The sequence below is a fragment of the Deinococcus seoulensis genome, assembly GCF_014648115.1.
GTDB lineage: Bacteria > Deinococcota > Deinococci > Deinococcales > Deinococcaceae > Deinococcus > Deinococcus seoulensis.
Window position 1 is genome coordinate 75,169 of the sequence record NZ_BMQM01000010.1, and the last position, 23,448, is coordinate 98,616.

Sequence of the window (23,448 nt, forward strand, 5' to 3'; positions counted from 1 at the left end):
CATGAACAGGCCCGCATGAACAGGCCCATGAACGGCAGCTGAACGGAGCGACAAGGGCGCCCCTGCTGGCCGGATTCCGCGCGTGCCTGTTAGCCTGCGCCATGACATCTGACGGGACTCCGGAGTTCGTGCAGTACCACGACAGGCTCGAACAGGCGCAGCCGGGCGAAGCGCAGACCGCCGAGCGGATCGCGCAGGTCATGCGCGGGTACAGCGAGGCCTTCCAGGGGCGCTACCACCACGCCGTTCGCAGCGTGCACAGCAAATCGCACGGGGTCATGATCGGGGAACTGGAGGTGCCGGGCGACCTGCCCGCCCCGCTGGCGCAGGGGCTGTTCGCGCAGGCGGGCCGCTACCCGGCCGTGATGCGGCTGTCCACGCCGCCCGGCGACATCCTGCCGGACAGCGTGTCCACACCCCGCGCCCTGGCGCTGAAGGTCGTGGGTCCGGCCGGGCAGGACATGGTGGACGGCCACGCGGGCGAGGTCACGCAGGACTTCCTCCTGAACAACGGTCCCGTGTTCGCCGCGAAGGACGCCAGCGGCTTCCTGAACAACCAGTTGCCGATCCGCCTGACCGTGAACGCCCCGGAGGAACTGAAGGTCGCGGCGGCGCTGGGCGCGCAGGTCGCGGCGCGCGTCGCGGGCAGCAGCGGCCCGCTGGCCGGCGCCCTGAAGCAACTGGGCGGCCACCCGTACACGCACCCGCTGGGCGAGACGTACTACTCGCAACTGCCCGTCCGCTGGGGCGAGTACGTGGCGAAGGTGTCGCTCGCGCCGGTCTCGCAGCCGCTGCTGGCCCTGAAGGATCAGGCGGTGAAGGTCCTCGGGCCGGGCCGCGCCGACGCACTCCGGGCCGCCGTGGCCGACACCATCCGCCGCGAGGGTGGCGTGTGGGAACTGCGCGCGCAATTGTGCACCGACCCGCAGCGCATGCCCATCGAGGACGGCTCGGTGCAGTGGGACGAGACGCTCAGTCCCTTCCGGATGGTCGCGCGGTTGACCGTGCCGCCGCAGGACACGGCCCGCCCGGACAAACTGGTGTTCGCGGACGACCGCCTGAGTTTCAACCCGTGGCACGCGCTGGCCGCGCACCGCCCGCTGGGGAACGCCATGCGCGCCCGCCGCCACGTGTACGAGATGTCTGTGCAGTTCCGCCGCGAGCACAACGACGAACCCATCCCGGAACCCCGCAGCGGCGCGGACCTGCCCCAGCCCTGAAGCCTGGAGCGGGCGCAGGTCGCGTCACTCCGGGCCGTACTGATGCTCGGCGGGTAGTGGCCCCTGCTCGTGCACGGCCTGCGCGATGCGGGCGGCCAGTGGGAAGTCCACGGCGGCGTACCACGCTTCTTCCAGGCCTGCCCCGGCCGGCGCGGCGCGGTACACGCACAGGCTGGGGCCGAAACTGCACGAGCCCAGGCAGCCGCTCTCGGTCAGGCGCAGCGTGCCGCCCCGCTTGTAGTACACCAGGGACTCGCGTTCCAGGTGATTCCACAGGGCCTTGTGCAGCAGCGCCGACCCGCGCGCCTGACAGTTGGGGCCCTGGCAGACGAGCAGGTGGCCGTGGGTGGGGAAGTACTTGGCAGGCATCGCCCTAATCCTCGGGGATAACCAGCAGGCGGTCTGAGTCCTGCACCACCCTGACCCGCACCCCGTACGCCGCGAGCAGGTTCGCGGGCGTCAGCACCTCGCGCGGCGTGCCGGTCGCGAGGACCTGCCCGGCGTGCAGCAGCACCAGCCGGTCGGCGCGGGCCGCGAGGTTCAGGTCGTGCAGGACCGCCACGACGCCCAGCCCCCCGGCCACCTCGCAGCGCAGGTAGCGCACCACGTCCAGCGCGTACGCGAGGTCCAGGTGGTTGGTGGGTTCGTCCAGCAGCAGAAACCGGGGTTGCGCGGCCAGTGCGCGGGCCAGGGCGGCGCGCTGCGCCTCGCCGCCCGACAGTTCCGACACGCGCCGGTCCTCGAAACGGCGGGTGTCCGTGCGGTCCAGCGCGGCGTCCACGGCGGCCTCGTCCTCGGCGGTCCAGGGGGAGCGGGGCAGCAGACCAAAGCGCCAGTCGCCCGCGCCGCGCCCCAGGGCGACCACGTCCCGCACGCGCGCGGCGGCCGGGAGGCCCTCGCTCTGCGCCAGGAACGCCAGCGCCCGTGACCGCTCGGCGCGGCTCCAGGCTCGCAGCGGCTTCCCGGCCAGTCGCACCTCGCCGCGCGTGACGGGGGTCAGGCCGATCAGGGCGCGCAGCAGCGTGCTTTTCCCGGCGCCGTTCGGGCCGATCACGGCCGTGAACTCGCCCGGCGCGAAGGTCACCGTGACGCCCCGCACCGCCGGGAACGACCCGGCCTGCACGTGCACGTCGTGCGCCTCCAGCCGATCCGGGCTGCTGGTGGGACTGCTGGCCGGGCTCTGCACGGAACTACTCACTGACCTGCCGCCTCAGCAGCCACAGGAAGAACGGCCCGCCCAGCAGCGTGGTCACGATGCCCACCTGCGACAGCGGCGTGGTGCGGGCCAGCAGGTCCGCGTACACCAGCAGCGCCCCGCCCAGCAGCGCCGAGAGCGGCAGCAGTGTCCGGTGACCGGGGCCGAACATCAGGCGCACCACGTGCGGCACGATGAGTCCCACGAAGCCGATCACGCCCACGTACGCCACCGCGCCCGCCGTGGCGACGCTGGCCGCCACGACCGTGATCAGCCGCAGCCGCTCGACCGGCACGCCCAGACTGCGGGCGGTGAGTTCCCCCAGTTGCAGGGTGTCCAGCGCGCGGGCCAGCAGCAGCAGCGCCCCGCCGCCCAGCGCCGCGTACGGCAGGACCGTCAGCACGTCCGGCCAGCCGCTGAAGCCCAGGTCGCCCAGCGTGTAGGCCAGCACCTGCCGCGCGCGGTCCTCGCCGCGCAGGATCAGTGCCGTGGTGGCCGCGCTCAGGACGCTGCCCACCACCACGCCCGCCAGGATCAGGCGGTTCGGCGGAAAGCGGCGGCCCTCACGCGCCAGGGCCAGCGTGCCCGTCACGGCCGCCAGCGCCAGCAGCAGCGCCGTCACCGGAATCAGGGTGCGCGGCCAGCCGGCCACGATGGCGATGGTCGCGCCCAGCGCGCTGCCGCTCGCCACGCCCAGCAGGTACGGGTCGGCCAGCGGGTTGCGGAACACGCCCTGAAACGCGCCGCCGCACACGCTGAGGCTCGCACCCACCAGCACGCCCATCACCACGCGCGGCAGGCGGATCTGCCACACGATCACGTCGTTCCCGGCCAGCGCCTGACCGGTCACGCCGCGCCACAGCGCCCCCAGCACCTCGCCCGGCGGCACGTTCACGCTGCCCAGCCCGGTGCCCAGCACCACCGCCGAGAGCAGCAGCAGCACCAGCCCGGCCGTCTTCAGGGGCAGCGCCAGGGCGCCGGCCGCCCCCCGGCGGTCACTCGCGGCGGCTTCCACGGGCTTACTTGAACAGTTCCGGGTGAATCAGCTTCGCCAGGCCGCGCAGCGCCTGCGGCAGGCGCGGGCCGGGGCGGCCCAGCATGGTGTTCAGGTCATCCGGGATGCTCACGACCCGCCCGGTCTTCAGCGCGCCGATGCTGTTCCAGCCGGGCCGCGCGCCCGCCGTCTTCGCGTCCACGCCCAGGATCAGTTGCGGGTTGGCCTTCACGATGAATTCCGGGTCCACCTTCGGGAAGTCCCCCATGCTGGCGGGGATGATGTTCCGCGCGCCCGCCTTGGTCAGCAGCACACCCATGAACGAGTTCGGGCCGATCGAGTACGGCGTCGGGTCGATCTCCAGGTACGCGGTGGGTTTACGCACCACGTTCCTCGTCAGGATCTCCACGCGGGCGATATCGCTCTTCATGCGCGTCACCAGCGCCCGCGCCTGCGCCTCGCGGTTCACGACGCGGCCCAGCGTCAGGGTCTTGCTGAACACCTCGTCGTACGTTTCGGGGTTCACGGCCACCACCGTGATGCCCGCCTGCGTCAGCGGTCCCTCCAGCTTCCCGTACTGACTGACCAGCACCAGGTCCGGCTTCTGCGCGATGATCGCCTCGACGTTCGGGTCGTACAGGCCGCCCATCTTCGGCAGTTTCGTCACCTGCTGCGGGTAGTCGCTGTAGGCGTCCACGCCCACCAGCTTCTCGCAGGCGGCAATGGCGCACAGCGTCTCGGTGGTGCTGGGCAGCATGCTCACGATCCGCTTTGGCTCGGCCTTCACGGTCACGGTGCGGCCCAGGTCGTCTTTCAGGGTCAGGGGGTAGGTGGTCGCGGCAGATGCGCCGCTCAGGGTCAGGAAGCCGGTCAGGGCCGCAGTCAGGAAGGTACGGTTCATGGAGTGCTCCTTGGCTGCCTCCCCCGGCCGGAAGCACAACACCGCCCCGGAGTGGGGCGGCGCAGGGAATCAGCAGTCCGTGGGCAGGCACGCCAGGAGCGGGGCCAGCCACGGCGTGCCCCCTACTCCGCGAGAGGTCATGCCACACGCCCCCGGTGCCGGGCAGGCGTGAACGGCGGGGGTGCTCGGCCTTGCCCGCCCCACAGGGGAGGGTTACCGTTGCGCGACAGGACCGGATTCTCACCGGATTTCCCCCCGCAGCCGTCACCGCCCAGCATAGCGCAGCCGACCCCCGCCGCCCTGCGCCAACCTGACGCGCGGCGGCCGCTCCCGGCCGGTACACTCGCGGTCATCACAGGCCGCCCGCTCCTGCGCCATCCTGCCACCTGCTGAAATTCACCGTACTGCTGGACGGTCCATGATCAACCTGTTTCTGGGAATCCTGCTGCTGCTCGTGCTGGTCATCGCGGAACTGCTGTACATCCACTTCGTGGAGAAGGAACCCATCCCCTGGCGCGAGGTGATGTTCAACCTGAACTCCGGGCACGTCATGACCTGGGTGTGCCGCGGCCTGGAAATCGCGGGTTTCGACTACGTCCTGCGGCACTTCAGTCTCGGCTGGGTCGGGCAGTGGCCGGTCGCGGCGCAGTGGGTGTTCACGCTGCTCGCCTGGGACCTGTGCTTCTACTGGATGCACCGCCTGCACCACAAGTACCCGCTGCTGTGGGCCGTGCATGTCGTCCATCACGAGGGCGAACACTTCAGCCTGTCGCTGGGCATCCGCAACTCCTGGTACTCCTCGCTGACCTCACTGCCGTTCTTCGTGCCGCTGGCCGTGCTGGGCGTCCCCACCGAACAGTTCGTGCTGATCGGCGCACTGCACTACTTCGTGCAGTTCTACAACCACAACCGCGTCGTGAAGAACAGCGGCTGGCTGGAGCACGTCCTCGTCACGCCGTCCCATCACCGGGTGCACCACGCCAGCAACCCCGAGTACCGCGACCGGAACTGCGGCGGCACCTTCGCCATGTGGGACCGCTGGTTCGGCACCTTCCAGGAGGAACGCGGCGACATCGAGATCAGGTACGGCGTCGCGCACCGCACGCCCAGCGACAACCCCTTCTGGGCGAACAACCTCCCGGTGCTGCGGCACGTCCTGCGCCGCCCCGCGCCGCGCCTGCCCACCTGGACGCGCCGCGACCCCACGCCCCTCCCGGACCCGCTGGTCGCGCTGGGGGGCTTCGTGCTGTTCGGCGTGCTGATCGACTACATCGCCACCCAGCCCACGCGGGGCGGCGCGGAGGAATTCACGCTGTTCGGCATCCTGCTGGCCAGTACCGTCGCCGTCGCCGGACTGTTCGAGGGCCGCCGCTGGGGCAGCCGCTCCTGGCTGCTGCTGGCCGCCGCGCTGGCCGCCTTCACCGCCTGGACCGGCCGCGACGACCTCGCCCTGATCGCCCTGACCGCCGCGTTCCTGGCACACGCCCTGCTGACCACCTGGTGGACCCGCAGACCGCAGCCGCAGCTGACTGGAGCGTAACGAGACTTGTAGCGAGGGAACCGAACCGCCGGAAGTGGGCACCGGGTGGCCTTGACCTGGGCGGTCAGGCCGCGCACACGCTGTTGACCATCAGCCATCAGCCATCAGCCATCAACCGGACAACGCCTCCCCGACCGGGCGGGACAGTTCCGTCAGGGCCTCGCCGAGTTCCGCCGTGACGCTCTTGATCCCCCCGCGCGGCGAGATGGGTTCGCCGAACCGCACGATCCAGCGTTTCCCCTCGCGGCTGATTCCGGCGGGCAGGATCGGCGCGCGGCCCTTCGCGGCGATCAGGGCCGCGCCGCCGTGCAGTTCCGTGCCGCCGCGCGTGCCCTGCGGGAAGATCCCGACCGTGCCGCCCGCTTTCAGGATCCGCAGGGACGTGCGGACCGCGCCCAGGTCGTTGCCGCTGCGGTCCACCGGGAACGACCCCCCGGCGCGGATGATGTCCCCGACGACCGGCACGAACAGTTCCTTTTTCGCCATGAACTGCATGAACCGCCCGTGCGGCAGTGCGCGCGCCACCAGGAACGGGTCCAGGCCGCTCACGTGGTTGGCTGCCACGACCAGCGGCGTGCCCGCGACCGGCACGTGCTCGCGCCCGTGCACTTCGAGGTGCATGCCGCTCGCCAGGACCGGCAGGTACGTGACGTTCACCACGAAACGGTACACGCCGGGAATCACGCGCGGCGCGGCCGGTTCCGGCGCGGGACGCGCAACTACGGCCGCGCCGTGGTCTGGAGAGCCGGAGCCGTTCAGGTCAGGGCGGGCAACTTCACTCATCAATGCAGAGGATACGCCCGCCGCGCCCTCCCGGCAGCCCAGGCTGACCCGCCCGCCTCCCTGCCCTGCGGGAACGCTAAGTGGCACGTGAAGGCCGCGCCCGGCCCAACGTGACGGCGCCGACAGTGCCCGGGCCGGGGTGCGGGCGTAGGCTGGGCCGCATGAAGATCACTGTCATCGGAGCGGCGGGCGGCGTGGGCCGCCGCGTCGTGGCTCAGGCCGCGCAGGCCGGGCATCACGTGACCGCGCTGGTCCGCACGCAGGAGCAGGCGGACATGCTCGCCCTGCACGGCGCGCAGCCGGTCCTGGGCGACCTGACCGGCGAGTGGAGGCACGCCCTGGACGGCGCCGAAGCGGTCGTGTGGGCAGCCGGGGGCGGCGCGGGCGGCAACTTCCAGGCCATCGACGGGGACGCCCTGATCGCCCTGACCGACGAACTCGCGCGCCGCGACGGTGGCCCGCGCCGACTGGTGGTCGTCAGTTCCATGGGCGTGGACCGCCCGGAGCAGATGCCGCCCTTCCTGAACGCCGTGCTGCGCGTGAAGGCCGTCTCGGACGCGCACGTGCAGGCCAGTGCGCTGGAGTGGACGGTCGTCCGCCCCGGCGGCCTGACCGACACGCCCGGCACCGGCATGGTCAGCGCCGGGATGCCCGCCCCGCGCGGCATGATCGCCCGCGACGACGTGGCGGGCGTGGTGCTCGCCTGCCTGAACGACCCGCGCAGCGCCGGGCGGACCTTCGAGGTGGTCGCCGGGAACACCCCGGTCGCGCAGGCCATCGCGGAACTGTAAGCGGGCAGTGGGAAGTAGGCAGTGGGGAGTGGATCGGGGCTGACCTCCGACCCGCTCCCCACTGCCCACTCCCGACTTACTCCTCGTCGTCCGTGTCGGGTTCGTCGGCGTCGTCCCCGTCGGCCCAGTCTCCGGCCAGGACGGCGCGGACCGCCTCGATCCGCTCGCGGCACTGGGCGTACGCGGCGCGGGCTTCCTCCAGCAGGGGCAGCACGCGGTCCAGGTCGGCCTCGCCGGATTCGAGTTCGGCGGCGATGCGGCTCAGCCGGGCGTACGCCTCCCGGTACGAGGTGGGCTGAGGCTCAGTCATGCCGCCCATGCTACCGCTACGCTGCGCGCATGACCCAGGCCCCGCCGGACGTGCATCACTTCGACCTGACCGCGCTGCCCGCCGCCGCGCGGTACAAACTGCTGACCGCCACCGTCGTGCCGCGCCCCATCGCGTGGGTCGGCACCGTGGGCGCGGACGGGCACGTGAACCTCGCGCCGTACTCGTTCTTCGGGTTGATGGGCAGCGACCCGCCCGTCGTGGCGTTCGCGCCCGGCGACCGCGCGGACGGCACGCCCAAGGACACCGCGCTGAACATAGGCCCGGGCGGAGAGTTCACCGTGAACCTCGTCAGCGAGGCGCTGGCCGGCGCCATGAACGCCACCGCCACCGACTTCCCCCACGGACACGCCGAACCTGACGCGCTGGGCATTCCGCTCGTGCCGGGCGTGAAGGTCGCCGTGCCGCGCGTGGCCGCCGCGCCCGCCGCGCTGGAATGCCGCGAGGTGCAGACCGTCACCATCGGCCACACCCGCATCATCCTGGGCGAGGTGCTGGGCCTGACCCTGCGCTCGGACGCCGTGCAGGACGCCGAGCGGCACCACGTCGACACCGCCGCGCTGGACCTGATCGGCCGGATGGGCGGTCGCGGCACGTACGCCCGCACCCGCGATACGTTCGTCATCGACCGCATTTCCTTCGAGGAGTGGCAGAAGGGGCAGTAGGAAGTGGATCGGCTTGACCCGGGCGGGGAGGCCGCGTACACGCTGTTGACCATCCGCCATCCGCCATCCGCCATCCGCCATCCGCCATCCGCTGATTAAACCGGTTCCCCTCCGGCCTTCACGCGGGCGTTGTCCGCCCAGACGTAACGGGCGGCCAGGGTGCGGTACGGCGCCCAGCGGGGCAGCACCTCGGCGCTCGGGGTGTCCGGGTGCAGCCGCGCGAGGCCCTGGCGCAGCGCGAGGTCCCCGAGGCTGAACACGTCCGCGCGGGCCAGGGCGAACATCAGGAACATCTCCGCGGTCCAGCGGCCGATGCCCGGCAGGGGCAGCAGCGCCGCGATCACGGCCTCGTCGTCCTGCGCGGCCAGGTGCGCGAAATCCACCGCGCCGGTCTTCGCGGCCTGCGCGGTCGCCTGCACGGTCCGGACCTTCGCCCAGGACAGGCCCGCGCCGCGCAGCGTGTCGCCGCTGGCGGCGAGCAGGGTGTCGGCCGTGACCTGGCCCAGCGTGCCGGTCAGGCGGGCGTGGATGCTGGCGGCGGCCTTCACGCTCAGTTGCTGCCCGGTCACGTTGCGGATCAGCGTGCCGAACGGGTCCGGGGTGGGTGTCAGCACGGGCAGGTCGCCCACGCGGGCGATCACTTCGGCCATGACCGGGTCGCGGGACAGGTGCGCGGTTGCCGGCGCGTGGCTGGTCAGGGGGACGGACAGCGTCATGCCGTTCATTCTGAGCGAACGAGGCCGGGGGGAAGAGGCGCAAGAGGTGCTGATTGCGCCCGTTCCCCCCGGCCTCGCGGGTGGTTGCATGCCGGTACCGGTGCCCTGCTGGTCCTGGTTACACGGATTCCGTCTGTTTCGCCAATAACCCGGAGCTTCATCGGATTGCCAACTCCACGTCCGGAACCCGTTTCTCTCCCACTCGCTTCGCTCGGATTGAATGGGCTTTGCAGCCCATTCAATCGGAGTCCGTATTACTTGCTGGTGTTCAGGGTGTAGCTGCCAGAGCCGCTGTACGCGTAGACCTCCCAGCGGTAGGTGCCGCTGCCCGCGTTGTACGTGACGCTCTCGTTGCTGCTGCTGCCTTCGCTGGCGGCCACGTCCACCCAGCGGCTGCCGCTCTTCTTCTGCAGGTACAGGTCGAAGTCCGTGCCGCTCACGGCGATCAGGGTGGCGCTGAGGGTCCCGCCTCCGTAACTGAAGCCCGCGCTGCCCGGCTGGTAGCTGCTCTGCCTGCTGCTGACCGTGCCGGTGTAGGTGCCGCTGCTGGGCGGGGGGGCGTGACGGCGCCGCTGCCGGTGTACAGCAGCCGGTTGGGGCTGCCGGTCCCGGCGCCCGTGACCTTGCCGGTCGTAGCGCGGCCGAGCAGGTCGCTGGTCACGCTGCTGGTGCCGGTCGAGCCGCCGGCCAGCGACAGGGCGGCCGCGCCCGCCACGTGCGGGGAGGCCATGGAGGTGCCGCTGATGGTATTGGTGGCGGTGGTGCTGCCAATCCAGGTGCTGGTGATGGAGCTGCCGGGCGCGAAGATGTCCACGCAACTGCCGTAGTTGCTGAACGAGCTGCGGGCGTCGGTGCTGGTGGTGCTGCCGACCGTGATGGCGCTGGCGGCGCTGGCAGGGGAGACGTTGCAGGCGTTCTGGTTCTCGTTGCCGGCCGCGACGATCATCACGAGGTTCTGGGCGGCGGCGCTGTTCACGGCGTCGTTCACGGCCTGGCTGAAGCCGCCGCCCAGGCTCATGTTCGCCACGGCCTTGCTGGTGCCCTTGTTGCTCACGGCCCAGTTGACGCCGGCGATCACGCCCGCGTTGGTGCCGCTGCCGCTGCAGTCGAGGACTTTCACGGCGATCAGTTGCGCGCCCTTGGCGACGCCCCAGGTGGCGCTGCCGACCGTCCCGGCGACGTGCGTGCCGTGGCCCTGGCAGTCGCTGTTGTTGCCGTCGCCGGTGGTGTTGGTGCCCCACACGGCCCGCCCGCCGAAGCTGGTGTGCGCGGTGTTGATGCCGGTGTCGATGATGTACGCGCGGACGCCGCTGGCGGTGGTGTCGTAGGTGTAGGTGCCGTCCAGCGGGAGGCTGGTCTGGTCGATGCGGTCCAGGCCCCAGGTGGCGCCGCTCTGGGTGGCGGTCATCTGCATGCGGGCGTTCTGCTCGATGTACTTCACGCGCGGGTCGGCCTGGAGTGTGGCGAGGTTCTGGGCGCTGAGTTTCCCGGCGAAGCCCTGGATGGTCTGGCTGTACAGGTGCTGGATGGTCACGCCCTGCGGGTCGAGGCCCAGGCTGCCGATCAGGCCGCCGGCGCTCTGGGTGCTGAGGCTGCTGGCGGCGCCGTCGCTGAAGACCACGATGTACTCGCCGGGGATCGCTTCGGGGTTGCTGGTGCCCAGCAGGCGGGCGGAGCTGGAGGCGCGCTGAACGTCGTTTCCGGGCGGACGGGTGGGGGGCGGTCACGGGCGGGCAGGACAGCGGGAGTCCTGACACGGCGACTGGAAAGTCGTGTGTGGCACGGCCTGAATAGAAGTGGTACGGAACTGGTAGAGATCATACGCAGGTTCCGGGGGTGGGTGGATGAATCGGCTGTGGAATTCCCGACATTTGTTTTCTGAGGAGTCGGAATGGCCGAAAAGTGCGTTCCTCACGTTATGAAAGCCGTCCAGAATAGACGAACGGGTGTATAACAGCACCCATATGATGAGATTTGTCTCATTTTACTCATATAAGGTGTACGCTGCTCAAGTCCCCGGAATGCCGTCTGAAACGTCGATCCAGCCGCCGAAGTTGCGGATCGCACGCCGGAATCCTCCCTTCGAAAGCGGACCGCCGGTCAGTTATTCATGAGATGACCCTGCCGGCCGGTCGCACCTCCGCTTGACAGTCCCGGCAGTTCCCCTCCCATCAGGCCTTGCAGTGAACAGCCGCACACGCGCACCATGCGGATATGAACTTTCTCACAAAACGCGCGCACCTGCCCTCCGGCGCCCATCTGCGCGCCGCATTCCTGACCACCCTGCTGACCGGCCCACTGATCCCGGTCGCCCACGCCCAGCAGACCCCCACGCAGGCCCGCGCCGGAACCATCCTGCTCAGCCCGGTCGTCGCGCAGATCACCCTCACGCCCATCGATGCCCCGCCCAGCCGCGACATTCCCGCCGGTTGGCGCGAGATCCGCGGCGAACTCCGCACCGCCACGAACACCCGCCAGTCCTTCCCGGCAGGCACGCAGGCCCGCGTGACCATCCGCGACACCGCCGCACCCGACCGCGCCCTCGTCACGGTCACGTTCCTCGTCAGCCGTCTGCCCGCCCCCTACTGGCTGACCTTCAACCCCGCCCGCCTCCAGAAGGGCCATACCTACACCGTCCAGGCCACCCTGAGCAGCGCAGCCGGAAAGACCCTCTGGAACAGCGCCCCCACACCGCTGCCCACCACGCCCCGCGCCGTCCTGAACCTCCGCTGACCCCCAGACCCGGAGGGGCAGTTCTCTCCTTCTCGCATCCACTCCGATTGAACGGCTTCGCAGACCATTCAATCGGCGTCCATGTCATCAATGGTGCGGACAGGTTCATACCTTCAGGGCAGACCAGCGAGAAATACGCAGTGGTTACCCCTCCCCCTTGAGCGGGGAGGCTGGGAGGGGGTGAGCAGGCATGGCGTTACAGAAGACGTGTTCCATGCTGTTCCCCTCTGACGCCCGAACAGTGTCCGCACCATTGATCAGAGGTTCCAGCCGCCCGCGACTTCCAGTTCCTGCCCGGTCAGGTAATCGCTGGCCCGCACGAACGACAGCGCCGCTCCGACCAGTTCCGGGACGGTGCCGGGCCGCCCGGCCGGAATCTGCGCGACCGGCTGGCTGACGCTGGTGTCGATCACGCCGGGACTGACCACGTTCACGCTGACGCCCGATCCGGCCAGCACCACCGCCAGCGACCGGCTCAGTTGCAGCACCCCGGCCTTGGCGATCACGTACGGCACGATGCCGGGCCGCGCCACGTTCGAGGAGGCCCCCGCGTACCCCAGGTTCACGATGCGCCCCCAGCCGCGCGCCCGCAGCAGCGGCGCCGCCTCCTGGCAGGTGGCGAAGGTGGAGGTCAGGTTGCTGCCCAGCATGTCGGCCCACTCGGCGTCCGTGGTGTCCAGCAGCGGACGGTTCACGTAGTTGCCCACGTTGTTCACCAGGACCGCCAGTCCCGATTCCGGGAAGGCCGCGTGTGCCGCGCGCACCAGCGCCCGTGCCTGGGCCGGGTCGGTCAGGTCTGCCTGCAACGCGGCGGCCCGCACGCCGTGCTCGCGGCACAGCCGGGCGGTCTCCTGGGCGTCGGCCTCGCTGCCCCGGTAGTGCGCGGTCACGTCGAAGCCCTCGGCGGCCAGGGCGACGGCCAGTGCCCGCCCGATCCCGCGCGAGGCGCCCGTGACGAGCGCCGTGCCCCGACCCTGCGTGGTGCCGGTGTGCTCCGTCACTGCTCGCCCCGCCGCAGGGCCAGTTCCACCAGCGTGCGCGTCACGCCGTTCAGTGGGTACTCCAGCGCCCCGGACAGGTGCACCCAGGCCCACTCCTCGATCTCCTCGTTCGGGGTGATCTCGTGCCCGTCCGTGCTGGCGAAGAAATCCACCAGCAGCATGTGCGCGGGCCTGTGGAACTCCGGGCTCAGGACCGATTCCTGCGTCTGCGCGTACAGCACGCCCCGCAATTCCAGGCCCACTTCCTCGCGGAACTCGCGGGTCACGGCGTCCAGCAGCGTCTCGCCCCACTCGACCTTGCCTCCGGGCACGCCCCACAGCCCGCGCCATTTCGTGGTGCGCACCAGCAGCACCCGGCCATCCTGGCCCCACACGAGCGCCCCCACACACACCAGCGGTCTGTCCATGCGGCCCAGGGTAGCGCCCGCCGCGCCCGTCCGTCCGGGTGAACGCCTACCGACCCCGCCGCCCCATCACGCGGCGTTCCAGGCCCGTGATCAGCGCGTACACCAGCACCCCGTACCCGATCAGCAGCGCGATGGCCGCGAACTGCGCCGCCTTGTTCTGGTACACGCCCGCCACCTGCACGGCCAACCCCAGGCCCTTCTGGTTGGGGTCCACGAACTCCCACACGACCGCCCCGATCAGCGCCAGACTGGCCGCCAGCCGCAGGCCGCCCAGCATGACGGGCAGCGCGCCCGGCAGTTCCAGCCGCCGCAGCCGCTGCCACGCGCTGGCCTGCAGGGTGCTGAACAGCTCGTGGTACGTGGCTTCCAGTTCGCGCACGCCCACCAGGGTCGCCACCATGATCGGGTACAGGGCGCTCAGGGCCGACACGACCACGGCCGGCAGGAACCCGAAGCCCAGCCACGACACCAGCAGCGGCGCGAGCACCACGATCGGCGTGCTCTGCGACGCCACGATGAACGGACTCAGGAAGCGTTCCAGACCCCGCCATTTCGCCAGCGGGTACCCGATCAGCACGCCGCCCAGCGCGCCCAGCAGCGTGCCCAGCAGCGCCGTGCGGACCGTCACCCAGAATGCCGCTGCCAGCGCCGGAGCGGTCCGCGCCGCCTCCTGCCACACCGCGGCTGGCGTGGGCAGCAGGAACGGCTGGTTCAGGGCCGCCGCGCCCAGCTGCCAGCCCAGCAGCGCCAGTCCCACTGCCAGCAGCGGCAGCAGCCACCCGGCGCTGCGCGGGGCGGGTACTTCCGAACGCACGCGGGTGCTGTCGCCGGTGCCCAGCACGGTTCGCAGGTGCGCCTCCAGTCCGTCCGTGTAGGCGCTCACGCGGCCCTCGCCGCGCGTGTCGAGCACCTCGACGATCCGCCCGCCACGCAGGACCGCCACCCGGTCAGCCAGCCACACCGCCTCGCGGATCGAGTGCGTGACAAGCACCGTCGTCCGGCCCGTCTTCTCGTGCAGGTGCCGCAACTCGGCGTTGAAACGCTCGCGGACCAGCGCGTCGAGCGCCGCGAACGGTTCGTCCAGCAGCAGCACGTCCCCGCTCTGCGCCAGTGCGCGGGCCAGCGCCACCCGCGCCCGCATCCCGCCCGACAGCTGCGCCGGGAAGTACGAGCCGTACTCCTCCATGCCCACCAGTTTCAGCGCCTCGGCGGGCGGCAGGCCCCCCCCGGCCCCCAGGTCGGCGGGCAACGCCACGTTCCGCAGGGCGCTGCGCCACGGCAGCAGCCGGTAATCCTGGAATACCAGCGCCGGGGGCGTCCCGATCCGCACCGTTCCGGACGCGGGTTTCAGCAGGCCCGCCAGCACCCGCAGCAGCGTGCTCTTGCCGCCGCCGGACGGGCCGATCAGCGCCAGGAACTCGCCGCGCTGCACGTCCAGCGTCACGCCGCTCAGGATCACCTCGCCGCCCAGCCGCACCGTCACGTCCTGCACGCCCAGCGGTTCCGTCCCGGCACTCACGAGCGCACCCCCGGCGTGACCGTGGGGGCAGGCAGCGGCGCGGGGCGGCCGCGCGTGTTCACCAGCACCACGCCCGCCACCGCCACCACGCCGCCCAGCACCGTCAGGCGGGTCGGCAGTTCACCCAGCCACGCCCACGCGATCAGCACCGCGAACACCGGCGACACGTACAGGAACGAGGTCGTCACGCCCGCCCCCACCCGCGCGAGCGCGAACGTCCAGGTCAGGTACGCCAGCGCCGCCGGGAACAGCCCGATGTACACCATCGCCAGGTGCGCGTGCAGCGGCGCCGCCCGCAGTTCCGCGCCGAACCCCGGCAGGAACACCAGCATCGGCACGGTGCCCAGAATCAGCGACCACACCGTGAAGTGCAGCGGGTTCATGCGCCGCAGCAGCGGCTTCTGAAACACGAAGTACACGCTCGTGAACACGGCCGCCGCCAGGATCAACAGCGCCCCGCGCGTGAACTCCAGGCCCTGACCGCCCCCCAGCACGATCAGCGTCACGCCGCCCAGACTGACCAGCGTGCCTGCCCAGCCCAGCGCGTTCAGCCGCTCCCCGCCAAAACGCGTGGCCAGCAGCGCTGTGATGACCGGCCCCGCCGCGATGATCAGGCTGGCCGTGCCCGCCGGGACGCTCACCTCGCCGTAGTTCAGGCACACGTGGTACAGCGTGATCCCCGAGAAACTCAGCGCCGCGATCCGCGCCAGGTCCGCCACTGGCGGCACCGGAATCCGCGCGACCAGCGCGTACACGCCCAGCGCGAGGCTGGCCACCAGAAAGCGGTACAGCGTCACGTGCCCCGGCGTGAACACCTCCAGGCCCGCCCGGATTCCCGCGAAGGCCGACGCCCAGAACACGATCGTGACCAGAATCGCGCCCAGCGAAAGGGCGTCCAGGCGGGCGGGGGCAGCGGCACTCATATGCGCGCAGGGTAGCGCAGGGCGGCGCCGCCCACGCCTGCCCGCACCGCGCGACCGTGGGCGGCACTTGGGGGAATCCACATCCACCCCCCGCCCGGCAGGGGAGAGGATGCAGGTCAGCACCCCCGCCCTTCTTTCCCCTCGCAGGAGGCCCCGATGACCGCACCCGACCGACCCTCCCACCCCGACGACACCGGCACGGCGACCAGCACCCCGGAAGACGCGCAGGACCACACGGGCAGCGACCACGCCACGCACGGCGCGAACACCAACCTCGACCCCCACCTGCAGGGCGGCCCCGCCACCCCCGCCGACCGCGCCGCCACCCAGGACATCGAGGACCGGAACGCCGCGCCCGACGGCCCGAACCTCAAGGGGTCTTAATCTGGCCGGAGCAAGCCTTCACCCCCACCCCCGCACACCCCACTAGACTGACCCTCACGGAGGACGACTTATGACCAACAACGAAAGTGGAATGGATCAGACCCGCATGATCAGCGGCGCCGCAGGTGGCGCCCTGCTGCTGATGGGCCTGCGCAAACGCGGCGTGCTGGGCCTCGGCATGGCCGCCGTCGGCGGGTACCTCGCGTACCGCGCCGCGACCGGCAACGACCCCGTCATGGCCGCCGCCGGCCTGAGCGGCAACAGCGTGGCCGCCAAGCCGATCTTCGTGGAGCACAGCGTCGTCATCGACCGCCCCGCGCAGGACGTGTACGACTTCTGGCGCAACCTGGAGAACCTCCCCCAGATCATGAGCCACCTGGAGAGCGTCACCGCCCTCGACGAGAAACGCAGCCGCTGGGTCGCCAAGGCCCCGCTCGGCACGCACGTCGAATGGGAAGCCGAGATCGTGAACGACAAGCCCGGCCAGCGCATCGGCTGGCACTCCCTGCCCGGCGCGACCGTCGACAACGCCGGCAGCGTGCAGTTCGAAAGCCTCCCCAACGGCGGCACCCGCGTGCACGTGGCCCTGTCGTACCGCCCCCCGGCCGGCCCGCTCGGCGCGGCCGTGGCGAAACTGTTCGGCGAGGAACCCAGCCAGCAGATCGCCGAGGACCTCCAGAAGTTCAAGGCCGCCTTCGAAGGCAACGCCAAGAACTGAACGGCCCTGCCCGGTGAAGCCCACCGGCAGAGCCCCACCGGCAGAGCAGAGAGAAGTGGGAGTGTCAGCAGATGTTCAGCTGACACTCCCACTTTCTCCTGTGTGCGTGGCAGACCGGTGTTCGCCCAGCGCACGGACTGCCGTGCAGGTGCCTGGAACTCCGATTGATCCGGGCAGTCCCCTCTGAAGGGAGTTGAGACTCTGATGCGAATGGTATTGATCTGTGTGGCGCTGGTCGTTCTCTACCTGGCGTGCTTCTATCTGGTGCAACTGCGTTTCGGCGAGATCGGTGTCGGCGTGGCCATGCTGGCCATTCCGGTGACGAGCCTGCTGGTCGGAAGACTGTTCAGGGGCAGGTCAGCCGGACGGATGGACTGATCTGACACCACTCGACAGCTTTACAGCGTGCCGTCGTCGGCTTCGGCGGGGCCGCTTTCGGGGAGGCTCTGGGCGCCTTCCTCGATGACGGTCAGGGAGCGCAGCGTGGCGCCCTGATGCCAGCCGTAGGTGGGGTTTTTCAGGCCCAGGGCGGCGGCGATGGCTTCGGCGCTGCTGCGCTGCGGTTCGTCTTCCAGGCTGAACAGCAGGAATTTGCGGCCGCCGGGGCCGATGCGGATGAACAGGTCCGTGCCGATCTCGAGTTGCTGGGTGCGGCCCAGGCGTTCGGCGCGGCCCTGCGCGTAGCGGATCGCCTCGCGGATGGGCACGGTGACGGTGGGGTTGCTCATGGCTGCGCTCCGGTGGGGGCGCGCAGGCCGCCCAGCAGCATGTCCGCGAACTGTTCGGCCACGTCGCGCGGCGCGAGGGTGCCGCCGGGGCGGTACCAGGTGTACGCCCAGTTCACGGCGGACAGCACGAGGTACGAGGTCATCTTGATGTCCAGGTCGGCGCGCAGGGTGCCTTCCTGCACGCCCTGCGTGATCAGTTCGCGGTAGAAGGCGTCGATGGTGTCGCGCCAGCCGGTCACGCGGGCGTACGCCTCGGGGGACAGGTGTTTCCACTCGTGGAAGAACACGGTGGCGCTGTCCATGTTGTCCGCGACCACGCGGATGTGGCGGTACATGGCCTCGCGGAGTTTCTGGTCGGCGGGCATGGCCTCGCCGCGCAGCGTGAACAGCGCCGCGTCGAACTGCCGGGACGCCTGGTTCACGATCTCGATCAGCAGTTCTTCCTTCGAGGAGATGTGCGCGTAGAGGCTGCCGCCCTGCATGCCCAGGTCCCCGGCGAGGTCGCGCATGCTGGTCGCGTGGTACCCGCGCTCGGAGAAGAGGCGGCTGGCCGAGTCGAGAATCTGCTCGCGGCGGGGTTTGGCAGTGTCTGTCATGGTCGTGGGGGTGGGCGCGTGGGATGCCGGGCGCTCCTGAGGGGCAGGGTAGCACGCTGCCAAACGCCCGTTTGGTGCGGCGTCTGTACCAATTCCAGTCCGGCGGTGCGGCCAGTGGGTCCGGGTGGGTCTGGTCTGATGGCGCTGGGCCGCTGGGTCTGGGCTGGGTGGACGCCCGGCGGGGGGCGGGTGATACAACGAACCCCATGACCTCCACGCCTTCTGCCGATGCCGGAACCACCCCGGCCGGGGTGCGCGCCGCCGTGCGCGACGTGCCCGCCTACCCGTTCACGCCGCTGGACGTGCCCATCAAACTCGACCAGAACGAGAACCCGTACGATTTCCCGGCGGACCTGAAGGGCGAGGCCCTGGCGCGCATGGCCGCCCGCCCCTGGAACCGCTACCCGGACCTGCACGCCGACACCCTGCGGGACCGCATCGCCGCCTTCGAGGACTGGGACGCGGCCGGGGTGGTCGTCACGCCCGGCAGTAACGTGCTGATCAAACTGCTGACCGAACTGGGCGGTATCGGGCAGACGGTCCTGACCGTGAACCCCACCTTCAGCGTGTACACCCTGGAGGCGCAACTGCTGGGCGCCGAGCTGGTGCAGGTGCCGCTGAACGCGGACTTCAGCCTGCCGGTCGAGGCGCTGAAGGCCGAACTGGCCGCCCGGACGCCCGGCGTGCTGTACATCACGCAGCCGCACGCCCCGACCGGGCACGTGGACGCCGAACGCGACATCCGCGCCCTGATCGACGCCGCGCAGGGCTGGATCGTGGTGCTCGACGAGGCGTACTACCAGTACGGCGGCCAGGATCACCGCGACCTGATCCGCGCCAACCCCAACTGCCTGAGCCTGCGGACCTTCAGCAAGGCCTGGGGACTGGCGGGCCTGCGCCTGGGCTACGCGCTGGCGCACCCGGAACTGGCCGGGCAGCTCCAGAAGCTCGTCCCGGCGTTCAACGTCAGTCTGCTCGCCCAGACGGCCCTGGAAGTCGCGCTGGAGAACCCCGCCTACGTGCAGCAGCGTGTCGCCGAGGGCCTGCGCGAGCGGGCGCGCGTGCTGGAGGCCCTGGCCGCGCACCCGACCCTGGAGGCGCTGCCCAGCGGCTCTAACTTCTTCCTGCTGCGCTCCCCGGACGCCGGGGCCACGTACACGCACCTGCTGTCACGCGGGATCGTCGTGCGCCGCCAGGACCGCCTGCACCTGCTCGAAGGCTGCCTGCGCGTGGCCGTCGGTACGCCCGCCGAGAACGACGCGCTGCTGGCCGCGCTGGCCGAACTGGCTTGACCAGGGTCGCCGGGCCACTGCACCTGACGGCACAGGAAACGGCCCGGTTCACCCCGCCCGCCGGTGTGGCCCCGCGCAGTCCGGTCACGCGGGACTGCACGGCCTGCGGGGCCTGCTGCGCCGCGCCGGACATCCACGCGCTGGGCAAACCGCTGGGCGTGCCGTGCGTGAACCTCGGACCCGACCAGGGGTGCGGGCACCTGTGCGCCGTGTACGACACGCGCCCCGACGTGTGCCGCGCCTACCAGCCGGACTGGGTGTGCGGCGAGGTCGCGCCCCTGCCGACCCTGGGCGCCCGCGTGCGGCGGTTCCTGACCATCTACGGCCTTCAGGACGAGGCCGGTCTGTAGTGCCTGAAGCGGCCTACAGTGCCGCCCACCCGACGCCCGCGCAGGCCAGCACCACGGCCCAGGCAGGCCACCGCAGAACCGTCAGGGCCGCGTAGGCCAGCACGGCCAGCGCCAGATCACGCGGGCCGCGCACGGCGCTGGTGAAGACCGGGTCGTACAGCGCCGCCAGCAGCAGACCCACCACCCCGGCGTTCAGTCCGGCCAGCGCGGCGCGGGCGGCGGGTCGGGCCGCCAGCGCCGCCCAGTGCGGCAGCGCGCCGACCATCAGCAGCGCGCCCGGCAGGAAGATGCCCAGCGTGGCGAGCAGCGCCCCGGCCGGTCCGTGCGCGGCGGCCCCCAGGAAGGTGGCGAACGTGAACAGCGGTCCCGGCATGGCGTTCGCCGCGCCGTACCCGGCCGTGAACGTGGCGGCCGGCAGCGCCGCGAAACTGCCCTCCAGCAGCGGCAGGACCACGTGCCCGCCCCCGAATACCAGCGCCCCGGCGCGGTACGTGGCGTCCAGTGTGGCCCAGCCCGGCCCCAGCGGCGCCAGCAGCGGCAGTGCCAGCAGCAGCGCCCCGGCCAGGAGCAGCAGCGCAGTCCCGGCGCGGCGCGACACTGGAACAGGGGGCAGGGCCGCGTCCCCCGTGCTGACCGGCCCGGACAGCCAGCGCCACCCGACGCCCGCGCACACCAGCAGCGCCAGCACCTGCACGCCCGCGCCGGGCAGGATCAGCAACGCCGCCGCCGTGCCCAGCGCCAGCCCCGCCCGCACCCGGTCCGTGACCAGCGACGCCCACAGGCCCGCCACGGCCTGCGCGACCACCGCGACCGCCGCGAGCTTCAGGCCGGTCAGCCACCCGGCCTGCCCCGGATCGAGGCGGGTCAGGCCCAGCGCCAGCGCGGTCATCAGGGCGGCGCTGGGCAGCGTGAAGCCCGCCCACGCGGCCAGCAGGCCCGGCCAGCCGGCGCGCAGCAGGCCCACGCTCAGGCCCACCTGCGAACTGGCCGGGCCGGGCAGGAATCCCGCCAGCGCCACCAGATCCGCGTACGCCGCCTCGCCCAGCCACGCGCGGCGCGTCACGAACTCCGCGCGGAAGTACCCCAGGTGCGCGACCGGACCCCCGAAACTCGTCAGGCCCAGCCGCAGGAACACCAGAAACACTTCCAGAACACGCATCCCCCGGATCGTACAGGCCGCAGGTCAGGATGTGATACGGACTCCGATTGAATGGGTTGCAAAACCCGTTCAATTCGAGCGAAGCGAGCAGGAGAGAAACGCCCCTCCGGACGTGGAGCTGACAATCCGGTGAAGTTCCGGATTGTCAGCGAAACAGACGGAACCCGTATGGTGGGCCGGGGCCAGGCGCGGCGCACTCCTCACCTGCGGATGAGAGAATGCCTCCCATGAGTCAAGCGGCCCCCACTCCCCCCGAACCCAGTCCCGCCCAGAAAGGCCGCGTGCCGAAAACCGTGTGGGACCTGGTGTTCACGCTGGTCATCCCGATCCTGATTCTCAGCCCGAACATCCTGGGCAGCGGCATCAGCGTTGCCGAGCAGGTGTTCGGCGGCGGCACGGCCGGGAACGTCCGCGCGTACCTGCTGGCCGCGCTGATTCCCGTGGCGTACGTGCTGTGGGATCTGCTCGTGAACCGCAACGTCAGCCCGGTCGCGCTGATCGGCGGGGCGGGCGCGATCTTCAGCGGCGCGCTGGCCTTCTGGTACGTGGACGGCTTCTGGTACGCCATCAAGGACAGCGCCCGCTCGTACCTGACGGGCCTGCTGTTCCTGATCAGCGCGGCGACCAGCGTGCCGCTGTTCCGGGTGTTCCTGGACGCCAGTTCCATCGGCGAGAGCCCCGAGCACCGCGCCGCCACGCAGCGGGCCATGCGGGACCCCGGCGTGCACCGCAGCCTCGCGCAGGCGACCGTGGTGTTCGCGGTCGTGGACCTGATCGGCGGGGTGGTGAACAGCGTCGTGAACTACGCCCGCGTGACCGCGAAGTTCGGCACGGATGACTTCAACGCCCAGGTGGCGGCCGTGAACGCCCTGATGCGCATTCCGGGCCTGCTGATCACGCTGGTCGGCGTGGCCGTCGCGATCTGGCTGGTCAACCGCGCCGTGACGGCCCGCTACGGCGCGGGCGCCAGCCTGTTCGAGCCCGGCAAGCTCCTTGAGCGCATGCGGGAGCGCGGCGAACCCGTCGCCTGAACCTCCCTGCCCGCTGATCTGCGGGTGGGGGTTGACAGTTTCGGCAGTCGCCTATAAAGTAAGCGAGCCCTGAAACGCGCCCGTGCGCGGGCGAGATTACCAAAGGTGTGCCGAGGTGGCGGAATTGGTAGACGCACTAGTTTCAGGGACTAGCGCCGCGAGGCGTGTGGGTTCAAGTCCCATCTTCGGCACCACAAGGAAAGCCCCAGCAGCAATGCCGGGGCTTTCTTGTATTGCACCCCTGGCGTGCGGCGCAGGTCATGTGCTGCGCCGGCCGTGGGGGGGCGCTCAGCCGCGTCGTCTGCTGGGGCGCCCGGCGCGGGCCTGTTCGTACACGGCTTCCAGCGCGGCCGAACGCACGGGCAGGTCGTACTGCGCCGCGCTGGCACGCGCTCCGGCCTGCAGGCCGGGCAGGCGGTCCGGGTGCAGGGTGTGCAGCAGGCCGTCTGCGAGGGCCTCGGGCGTGGCGGGGCGGACGGTGCCGTTCACGCCCTCCTCGATCAGGTCCAGCGCGGCGGGGCTCTGCGCGGCGACCAGCGGGGCGCCCGCCGCGAGCGCCTCGATCATGCTCATGGGCAGCACCTCGCTGGTACTGGCCGTGATGAACGCGTCGGCGGCCGCCAGCGCCCCCGGCACCTGCTCGTACGGGACCGGGCCGGTGAAGGTCACGCCCCCGTGCGCCAGTGCCTGCATGGGCGCGCGGCTCGGGCCGTCCCCGACGACCAGCAGCCGCAGTTCCGGGCGGCTGGCGCGGGCCAGCGCGAAGGCGCGCAGCATGACTTCCAGGTTCTTCTCGGGGGCCAGCCGTCCCAGGTACATGACCAGTGGCGTGTCCGGACTCACGTGGAATCCGGCCCGGAAGGCCGCGCCGTTCGCCGCGCGGAACGCCGCGAGGTCCACCGGGTTCGGGAACAGGTCGACCGGCCCGGCGTACCCGTACTCGCGCAGCATCTCGACCATCGCGCGGCCCGGTGCGAGCACGGCGTTCACGCGCCGCGCGAAGGCACTCACGTGCGGGCGCAGCACCGCCTGCCCCACGCGCGGCATGGGCGTGTAGTGCAGGTACTGGTCGTACTGCGTGTGCGCCGTGTACACCACGGGCGCGCCCGACGCCCGCGACCAGCGCAGCGCCAGTTGCCCGGCCAGGAACGGGTGCATGGTGTGCAGCACGTCCAGGTCCCGCAGCGGCAGGCGCGAGGTCAGCAGCGGTCCCGGCGCCAGCATCACGGGGTAGTCCGCCGGGGCGCCCAGTGCCCGCGCGCCCGCGAACGAGGAGTTCAGGCGGTACACGCCGTCCTCGTGGGGCGGCATCTGCGGGTGGCGGGGCGCGAAGATCCGCACGTCATGCCCGCGCGCCCGCAGGCCACGGGCGAACAGGGCCGTGCTGGTCGCCACCCCGTTACGGGACGGCAGGTACGTGGCTGTGACAATCCCGATTCGCACTGCCTGTCAGTGTACCCCGCGCCCCTTATTC

The 23,448-nt window shown here is 71.1% G+C and carries 26 protein-coding genes, 1 tRNA gene and 1 pseudogene; 12 read left to right on the forward strand and 16 right to left on the reverse strand.

Annotated elements, in window-relative coordinates:
* The first annotated feature begins 101 nt into the window (after positions 1–101).
* Entirely contained in the window at positions 102–1,220 is a 1,119-nt protein-coding gene (locus tag IEY70_RS09250) for a catalase family protein (RefSeq protein WP_189064725.1), read from the forward strand.
* Between the two features lie 24 nt (positions 1,221–1,244).
* Here IEY70_RS09250 and IEY70_RS09255 read toward each other — a convergent pair whose 3' ends face one another.
* The 4 genes from IEY70_RS09255 to IEY70_RS09270 form a co-directional block, all read right to left on the reverse strand.
* Positions 1,245–1,589 carry a (2Fe-2S) ferredoxin domain-containing protein gene (locus tag IEY70_RS09255; protein WP_189064726.1) on the reverse strand — a complete coding sequence of 115 codons (345 nt, stop codon included), beginning with the start codon at positions 1,587–1,589 and terminating at the stop codon, positions 1,245–1,247.
* A 4-nt stretch (positions 1,590–1,593) separates the two neighbouring features.
* Positions 1,594–2,319, reverse strand: a complete 726-nt coding sequence (locus IEY70_RS09260) for an ABC transporter ATP-binding protein (protein WP_189064776.1) — start codon at positions 2,317–2,319, stop codon at positions 1,594–1,596.
* A gap of 91 nt (positions 2,320–2,410) precedes the next feature.
* Positions 2,411–3,430 (reverse strand): FecCD family ABC transporter permease, encoded by a 1,020-nt coding sequence (locus tag IEY70_RS09265; protein ID WP_373290771.1) that lies wholly within the window; start codon positions 3,428–3,430, stop codon positions 2,411–2,413.
* Positions 3,431–3,434: 4 nt separating this feature from the next.
* Entirely contained in the window at positions 3,435–4,310 is an 876-nt protein-coding gene (locus IEY70_RS09270) for an ABC transporter substrate-binding protein (protein ID WP_189064727.1), read from the reverse strand.
* Positions 4,311–4,728: 418 nt separating this feature from the next.
* Between IEY70_RS09270 and IEY70_RS09275 the strand changes: the two genes are divergently transcribed.
* Positions 4,729–5,850 carry a sterol desaturase family protein gene (locus IEY70_RS09275; protein WP_189064728.1) on the forward strand — a complete coding sequence of 374 codons (1,122 nt, stop codon included), beginning with the start codon at positions 4,729–4,731 and terminating at the stop codon, positions 5,848–5,850.
* Between the two features lie 111 nt (positions 5,851–5,961).
* Here the strand turns inward: IEY70_RS09275 and IEY70_RS09280 are convergent, their stop codons facing one another.
* Positions 5,962–6,633, reverse strand: a complete 672-nt coding sequence (locus tag IEY70_RS09280) for a lysophospholipid acyltransferase family protein (RefSeq protein WP_189064729.1) — start codon at positions 6,631–6,633, stop codon at positions 5,962–5,964.
* Between the two features lie 161 nt (positions 6,634–6,794).
* Here IEY70_RS09280 and IEY70_RS09285 point away from each other — a divergent pair, with 161 nt between their 5' ends.
* A complete protein-coding gene (locus IEY70_RS09285) occupies positions 6,795–7,424 on the forward strand; it encodes an SDR family oxidoreductase (RefSeq protein WP_189064730.1) in 630 nt (209 codons plus the stop codon).
* A 76-nt stretch (positions 7,425–7,500) separates the two neighbouring features.
* Here the strand turns inward: IEY70_RS09285 and xseB are convergent, their stop codons facing one another.
* A complete protein-coding gene (xseB, locus tag IEY70_RS09290) occupies positions 7,501–7,734 on the reverse strand; it encodes an exodeoxyribonuclease VII small subunit (RefSeq protein ID WP_189064731.1) in 234 nt (77 codons plus the stop codon).
* A 29-nt stretch (positions 7,735–7,763) separates the two neighbouring features.
* Between xseB and IEY70_RS09295 the strand changes: the two genes are divergently transcribed.
* A complete protein-coding gene (locus tag IEY70_RS09295) occupies positions 7,764–8,417 on the forward strand; it encodes a flavin reductase family protein (RefSeq protein WP_189064732.1) in 654 nt (217 codons plus the stop codon).
* Positions 8,418–8,512: 95 nt separating this feature from the next.
* Here the strand turns inward: IEY70_RS09295 and IEY70_RS09300 are convergent, their stop codons facing one another.
* Together IEY70_RS09300 and IEY70_RS09305 are read right to left on the reverse strand one after the other, a co-directional pair.
* Complete coding sequence (locus IEY70_RS09300) at positions 8,513–9,133, reverse strand: DNA-3-methyladenine glycosylase family protein (protein ID WP_189064733.1); 621 nt, start codon at positions 9,131–9,133, stop codon at positions 8,513–8,515.
* Positions 9,134–9,387: 254 nt separating this feature from the next.
* Positions 9,388–10,817, reverse strand: a pseudogene (locus IEY70_RS09305) (S8 family peptidase); the annotation flags it as partial.
* A 530-nt stretch (positions 10,818–11,347) separates the two neighbouring features.
* On the opposite strand from IEY70_RS09305, the gene IEY70_RS09310 reads away from it, so the two are divergent.
* Complete coding sequence (locus tag IEY70_RS09310) at positions 11,348–11,866, forward strand: YbaY family lipoprotein (protein ID WP_189064734.1); 519 nt, start codon at positions 11,348–11,350, stop codon at positions 11,864–11,866.
* 257 nt (positions 11,867–12,123) lie between these two features.
* Here the strand turns inward: IEY70_RS09310 and tmpR are convergent, their stop codons facing one another.
* The 4 genes from tmpR to IEY70_RS09330 are packed head-to-tail and all read right to left on the reverse strand — an operon-like array spanning position 12,124 to position 15,716.
* Positions 12,124–12,867 carry a bifunctional dihydropteridine reductase/dihydrofolate reductase TmpR gene (tmpR, locus tag IEY70_RS09315; protein ID WP_189064735.1) on the reverse strand — a complete coding sequence of 248 codons (744 nt, stop codon included), beginning with the start codon at positions 12,865–12,867 and terminating at the stop codon, positions 12,124–12,126.
* Positions 12,864–13,274: an NUDIX domain-containing protein gene (locus tag IEY70_RS09320; RefSeq protein ID WP_189064736.1), complete on the reverse strand. Its 411-nt coding sequence runs from the start codon at positions 13,272–13,274 to the stop codon at positions 12,864–12,866. The genes tmpR and IEY70_RS09320 overlap by 4 nt, the downstream gene beginning before the upstream one ends.
* Before the next feature lie 46 nt (positions 13,275–13,320).
* Positions 13,321–14,793 carry an ABC transporter permease subunit gene (locus IEY70_RS09325; protein WP_189064737.1) on the reverse strand — a complete coding sequence of 491 codons (1,473 nt, stop codon included), beginning with the start codon at positions 14,791–14,793 and terminating at the stop codon, positions 13,321–13,323.
* Positions 14,790–15,716 (reverse strand): DMT family transporter, encoded by a 927-nt coding sequence (locus IEY70_RS09330; protein WP_189064738.1) that lies wholly within the window; start codon positions 15,714–15,716, stop codon positions 14,790–14,792. The genes IEY70_RS09325 and IEY70_RS09330 overlap by 4 nt, the downstream gene beginning before the upstream one ends.
* Before the next feature lie 156 nt (positions 15,717–15,872).
* Here IEY70_RS09330 and IEY70_RS09335 point away from each other — a divergent pair, with 156 nt between their 5' ends.
* From IEY70_RS09335 to IEY70_RS09345, 3 genes are all read left to right on the forward strand, one after another.
* Positions 15,873–16,100 (forward strand): hypothetical protein, encoded by a 228-nt coding sequence (locus tag IEY70_RS09335; protein WP_189064739.1) that lies wholly within the window; start codon positions 15,873–15,875, stop codon positions 16,098–16,100.
* A 70-nt stretch (positions 16,101–16,170) separates the two neighbouring features.
* Positions 16,171–16,818, forward strand: coding sequence for an SRPBCC family protein (locus IEY70_RS09340; protein ID WP_189064740.1), 648 nt, complete (start codon positions 16,171–16,173; stop codon positions 16,816–16,818).
* A gap of 210 nt (positions 16,819–17,028) precedes the next feature.
* A complete protein-coding gene (locus IEY70_RS09345; protein ID WP_189064741.1) occupies positions 17,029–17,196 on the forward strand; it encodes a hypothetical protein in 168 nt (55 codons plus the stop codon).
* 20 nt (positions 17,197–17,216) lie between these two features.
* On the opposite strand, the gene IEY70_RS09350 is transcribed toward IEY70_RS09345, so the two are convergent.
* The gene (locus tag IEY70_RS09350; protein ID WP_189064742.1) at positions 17,217–17,546 is read right to left on the reverse strand and encodes a hypothetical protein; all 330 of its coding nucleotides are present in this window, start codon (positions 17,544–17,546) and stop codon (positions 17,217–17,219) included.
* Entirely contained in the window at positions 17,543–18,142 is a 600-nt protein-coding gene (locus tag IEY70_RS09355) for a TetR/AcrR family transcriptional regulator (RefSeq protein ID WP_189064743.1), read from the reverse strand. Before IEY70_RS09355 ends, IEY70_RS09350 begins: the two co-directional genes overlap by 4 nt.
* Before the next feature lie 206 nt (positions 18,143–18,348).
* Here IEY70_RS09355 and hisC point away from each other — a divergent pair, with 206 nt between their 5' ends.
* Positions 18,349–19,434 carry a histidinol-phosphate transaminase gene (gene hisC / locus IEY70_RS09360; RefSeq protein WP_189064744.1) on the forward strand — a complete coding sequence of 362 codons (1,086 nt, stop codon included), beginning with the start codon at positions 18,349–18,351 and terminating at the stop codon, positions 19,432–19,434.
* Positions 19,431–19,784, forward strand: coding sequence for a YkgJ family cysteine cluster protein (locus IEY70_RS09365; RefSeq protein ID WP_373290774.1), 354 nt, complete (start codon positions 19,431–19,433; stop codon positions 19,782–19,784). The genes hisC and IEY70_RS09365 overlap by 4 nt, the downstream gene beginning before the upstream one ends.
* Before the next feature lie 13 nt (positions 19,785–19,797).
* Here the strand turns inward: IEY70_RS09365 and chrA are convergent, their stop codons facing one another.
* Positions 19,798–20,943: a chromate efflux transporter gene (gene chrA / locus IEY70_RS09370; RefSeq protein ID WP_189064745.1), complete on the reverse strand. Its 1,146-nt coding sequence runs from the start codon at positions 20,941–20,943 to the stop codon at positions 19,798–19,800.
* Positions 20,944–21,170: 227 nt separating this feature from the next.
* Between chrA and IEY70_RS09375 the strand changes: the two genes are divergently transcribed.
* A complete protein-coding gene (locus IEY70_RS09375; RefSeq protein WP_189064746.1) occupies positions 21,171–21,974 on the forward strand; it encodes a VC0807 family protein in 804 nt (267 codons plus the stop codon).
* Positions 21,975–22,083: 109 nt separating this feature from the next.
* A tRNA-Leu gene (locus IEY70_RS09380) sits at positions 22,084–22,168 on the forward strand.
* 94 nt (positions 22,169–22,262) lie between these two features.
* Here IEY70_RS09380 and IEY70_RS09385 read toward each other — a convergent pair.
* Complete coding sequence (locus tag IEY70_RS09385) at positions 22,263–23,417, reverse strand: glycosyltransferase family 4 protein (RefSeq protein WP_189064747.1); 1,155 nt, start codon at positions 23,415–23,417, stop codon at positions 22,263–22,265.
* Between the last annotated feature and the right edge of the window lie 31 nt (positions 23,418–23,448).

What these genes read in the sequence shown, in the direction of transcription:
- IEY70_RS09250 (WP_189064725.1), top strand. Translation starts at nt 102, where the DNA reads ATGACATCTGACGGGACTCCGGAGTTCGTGCAGTACCACGACAGGCTC.
- IEY70_RS09255 (WP_189064726.1), bottom strand. Translation starts at nt 1,589, where the DNA reads ATGCCTGCCAAGTACTTCCCCACCCACGGCCACCTGCTCGTCTGCCAG.
- IEY70_RS09270 (WP_189064727.1), bottom strand. Translation starts at nt 4,310, where the DNA reads ATGAACCGTACCTTCCTGACTGCGGCCCTGACCGGCTTCCTGACCCTG.
- IEY70_RS09275 (WP_189064728.1), top strand. Translation starts at nt 4,729, where the DNA reads ATGATCAACCTGTTTCTGGGAATCCTGCTGCTGCTCGTGCTGGTCATC.
- IEY70_RS09280 (WP_189064729.1), bottom strand. Translation starts at nt 6,633, where the DNA reads ATGAGTGAAGTTGCCCGCCCTGACCTGAACGGCTCCGGCTCTCCAGAC.
- IEY70_RS09285 (WP_189064730.1), top strand. Translation starts at nt 6,795, where the DNA reads ATGAAGATCACTGTCATCGGAGCGGCGGGCGGCGTGGGCCGCCGCGTC.
- xseB (WP_189064731.1), bottom strand. Translation starts at nt 7,734, where the DNA reads ATGACTGAGCCTCAGCCCACCTCGTACCGGGAGGCGTACGCCCGGCTG.
- IEY70_RS09295 (WP_189064732.1), top strand. Translation starts at nt 7,764, where the DNA reads ATGACCCAGGCCCCGCCGGACGTGCATCACTTCGACCTGACCGCGCTG.
- IEY70_RS09300 (WP_189064733.1), bottom strand. Translation starts at nt 9,133, where the DNA reads ATGACGCTGTCCGTCCCCCTGACCAGCCACGCGCCGGCAACCGCGCAC.
- IEY70_RS09310 (WP_189064734.1), top strand. Translation starts at nt 11,348, where the DNA reads ATGAACTTTCTCACAAAACGCGCGCACCTGCCCTCCGGCGCCCATCTG.
- IEY70_RS09320 (WP_189064736.1), bottom strand. Translation starts at nt 13,274, where the DNA reads ATGGACAGACCGCTGGTGTGTGTGGGGGCGCTCGTGTGGGGCCAGGAT.
- IEY70_RS09330 (WP_189064738.1), bottom strand. Translation starts at nt 15,716, where the DNA reads ATGAGTGCCGCTGCCCCCGCCCGCCTGGACGCCCTTTCGCTGGGCGCG.
- IEY70_RS09335 (WP_189064739.1), top strand. Translation starts at nt 15,873, where the DNA reads ATGACCGCACCCGACCGACCCTCCCACCCCGACGACACCGGCACGGCG.
- IEY70_RS09340 (WP_189064740.1), top strand. Translation starts at nt 16,171, where the DNA reads ATGACCAACAACGAAAGTGGAATGGATCAGACCCGCATGATCAGCGGC.
- IEY70_RS09345 (WP_189064741.1), top strand. Translation starts at nt 17,029, where the DNA reads ATGGTATTGATCTGTGTGGCGCTGGTCGTTCTCTACCTGGCGTGCTTC.
- IEY70_RS09350 (WP_189064742.1), bottom strand. Translation starts at nt 17,546, where the DNA reads ATGAGCAACCCCACCGTCACCGTGCCCATCCGCGAGGCGATCCGCTAC.
- IEY70_RS09355 (WP_189064743.1), bottom strand. Translation starts at nt 18,142, where the DNA reads ATGACAGACACTGCCAAACCCCGCCGCGAGCAGATTCTCGACTCGGCC.
- hisC (WP_189064744.1), top strand. Translation starts at nt 18,349, where the DNA reads ATGACCTCCACGCCTTCTGCCGATGCCGGAACCACCCCGGCCGGGGTG.
- chrA (WP_189064745.1), bottom strand. Translation starts at nt 20,943, where the DNA reads ATGCGTGTTCTGGAAGTGTTTCTGGTGTTCCTGCGGCTGGGCCTGACG.
- IEY70_RS09375 (WP_189064746.1), top strand. Translation starts at nt 21,171, where the DNA reads ATGAGTCAAGCGGCCCCCACTCCCCCCGAACCCAGTCCCGCCCAGAAA.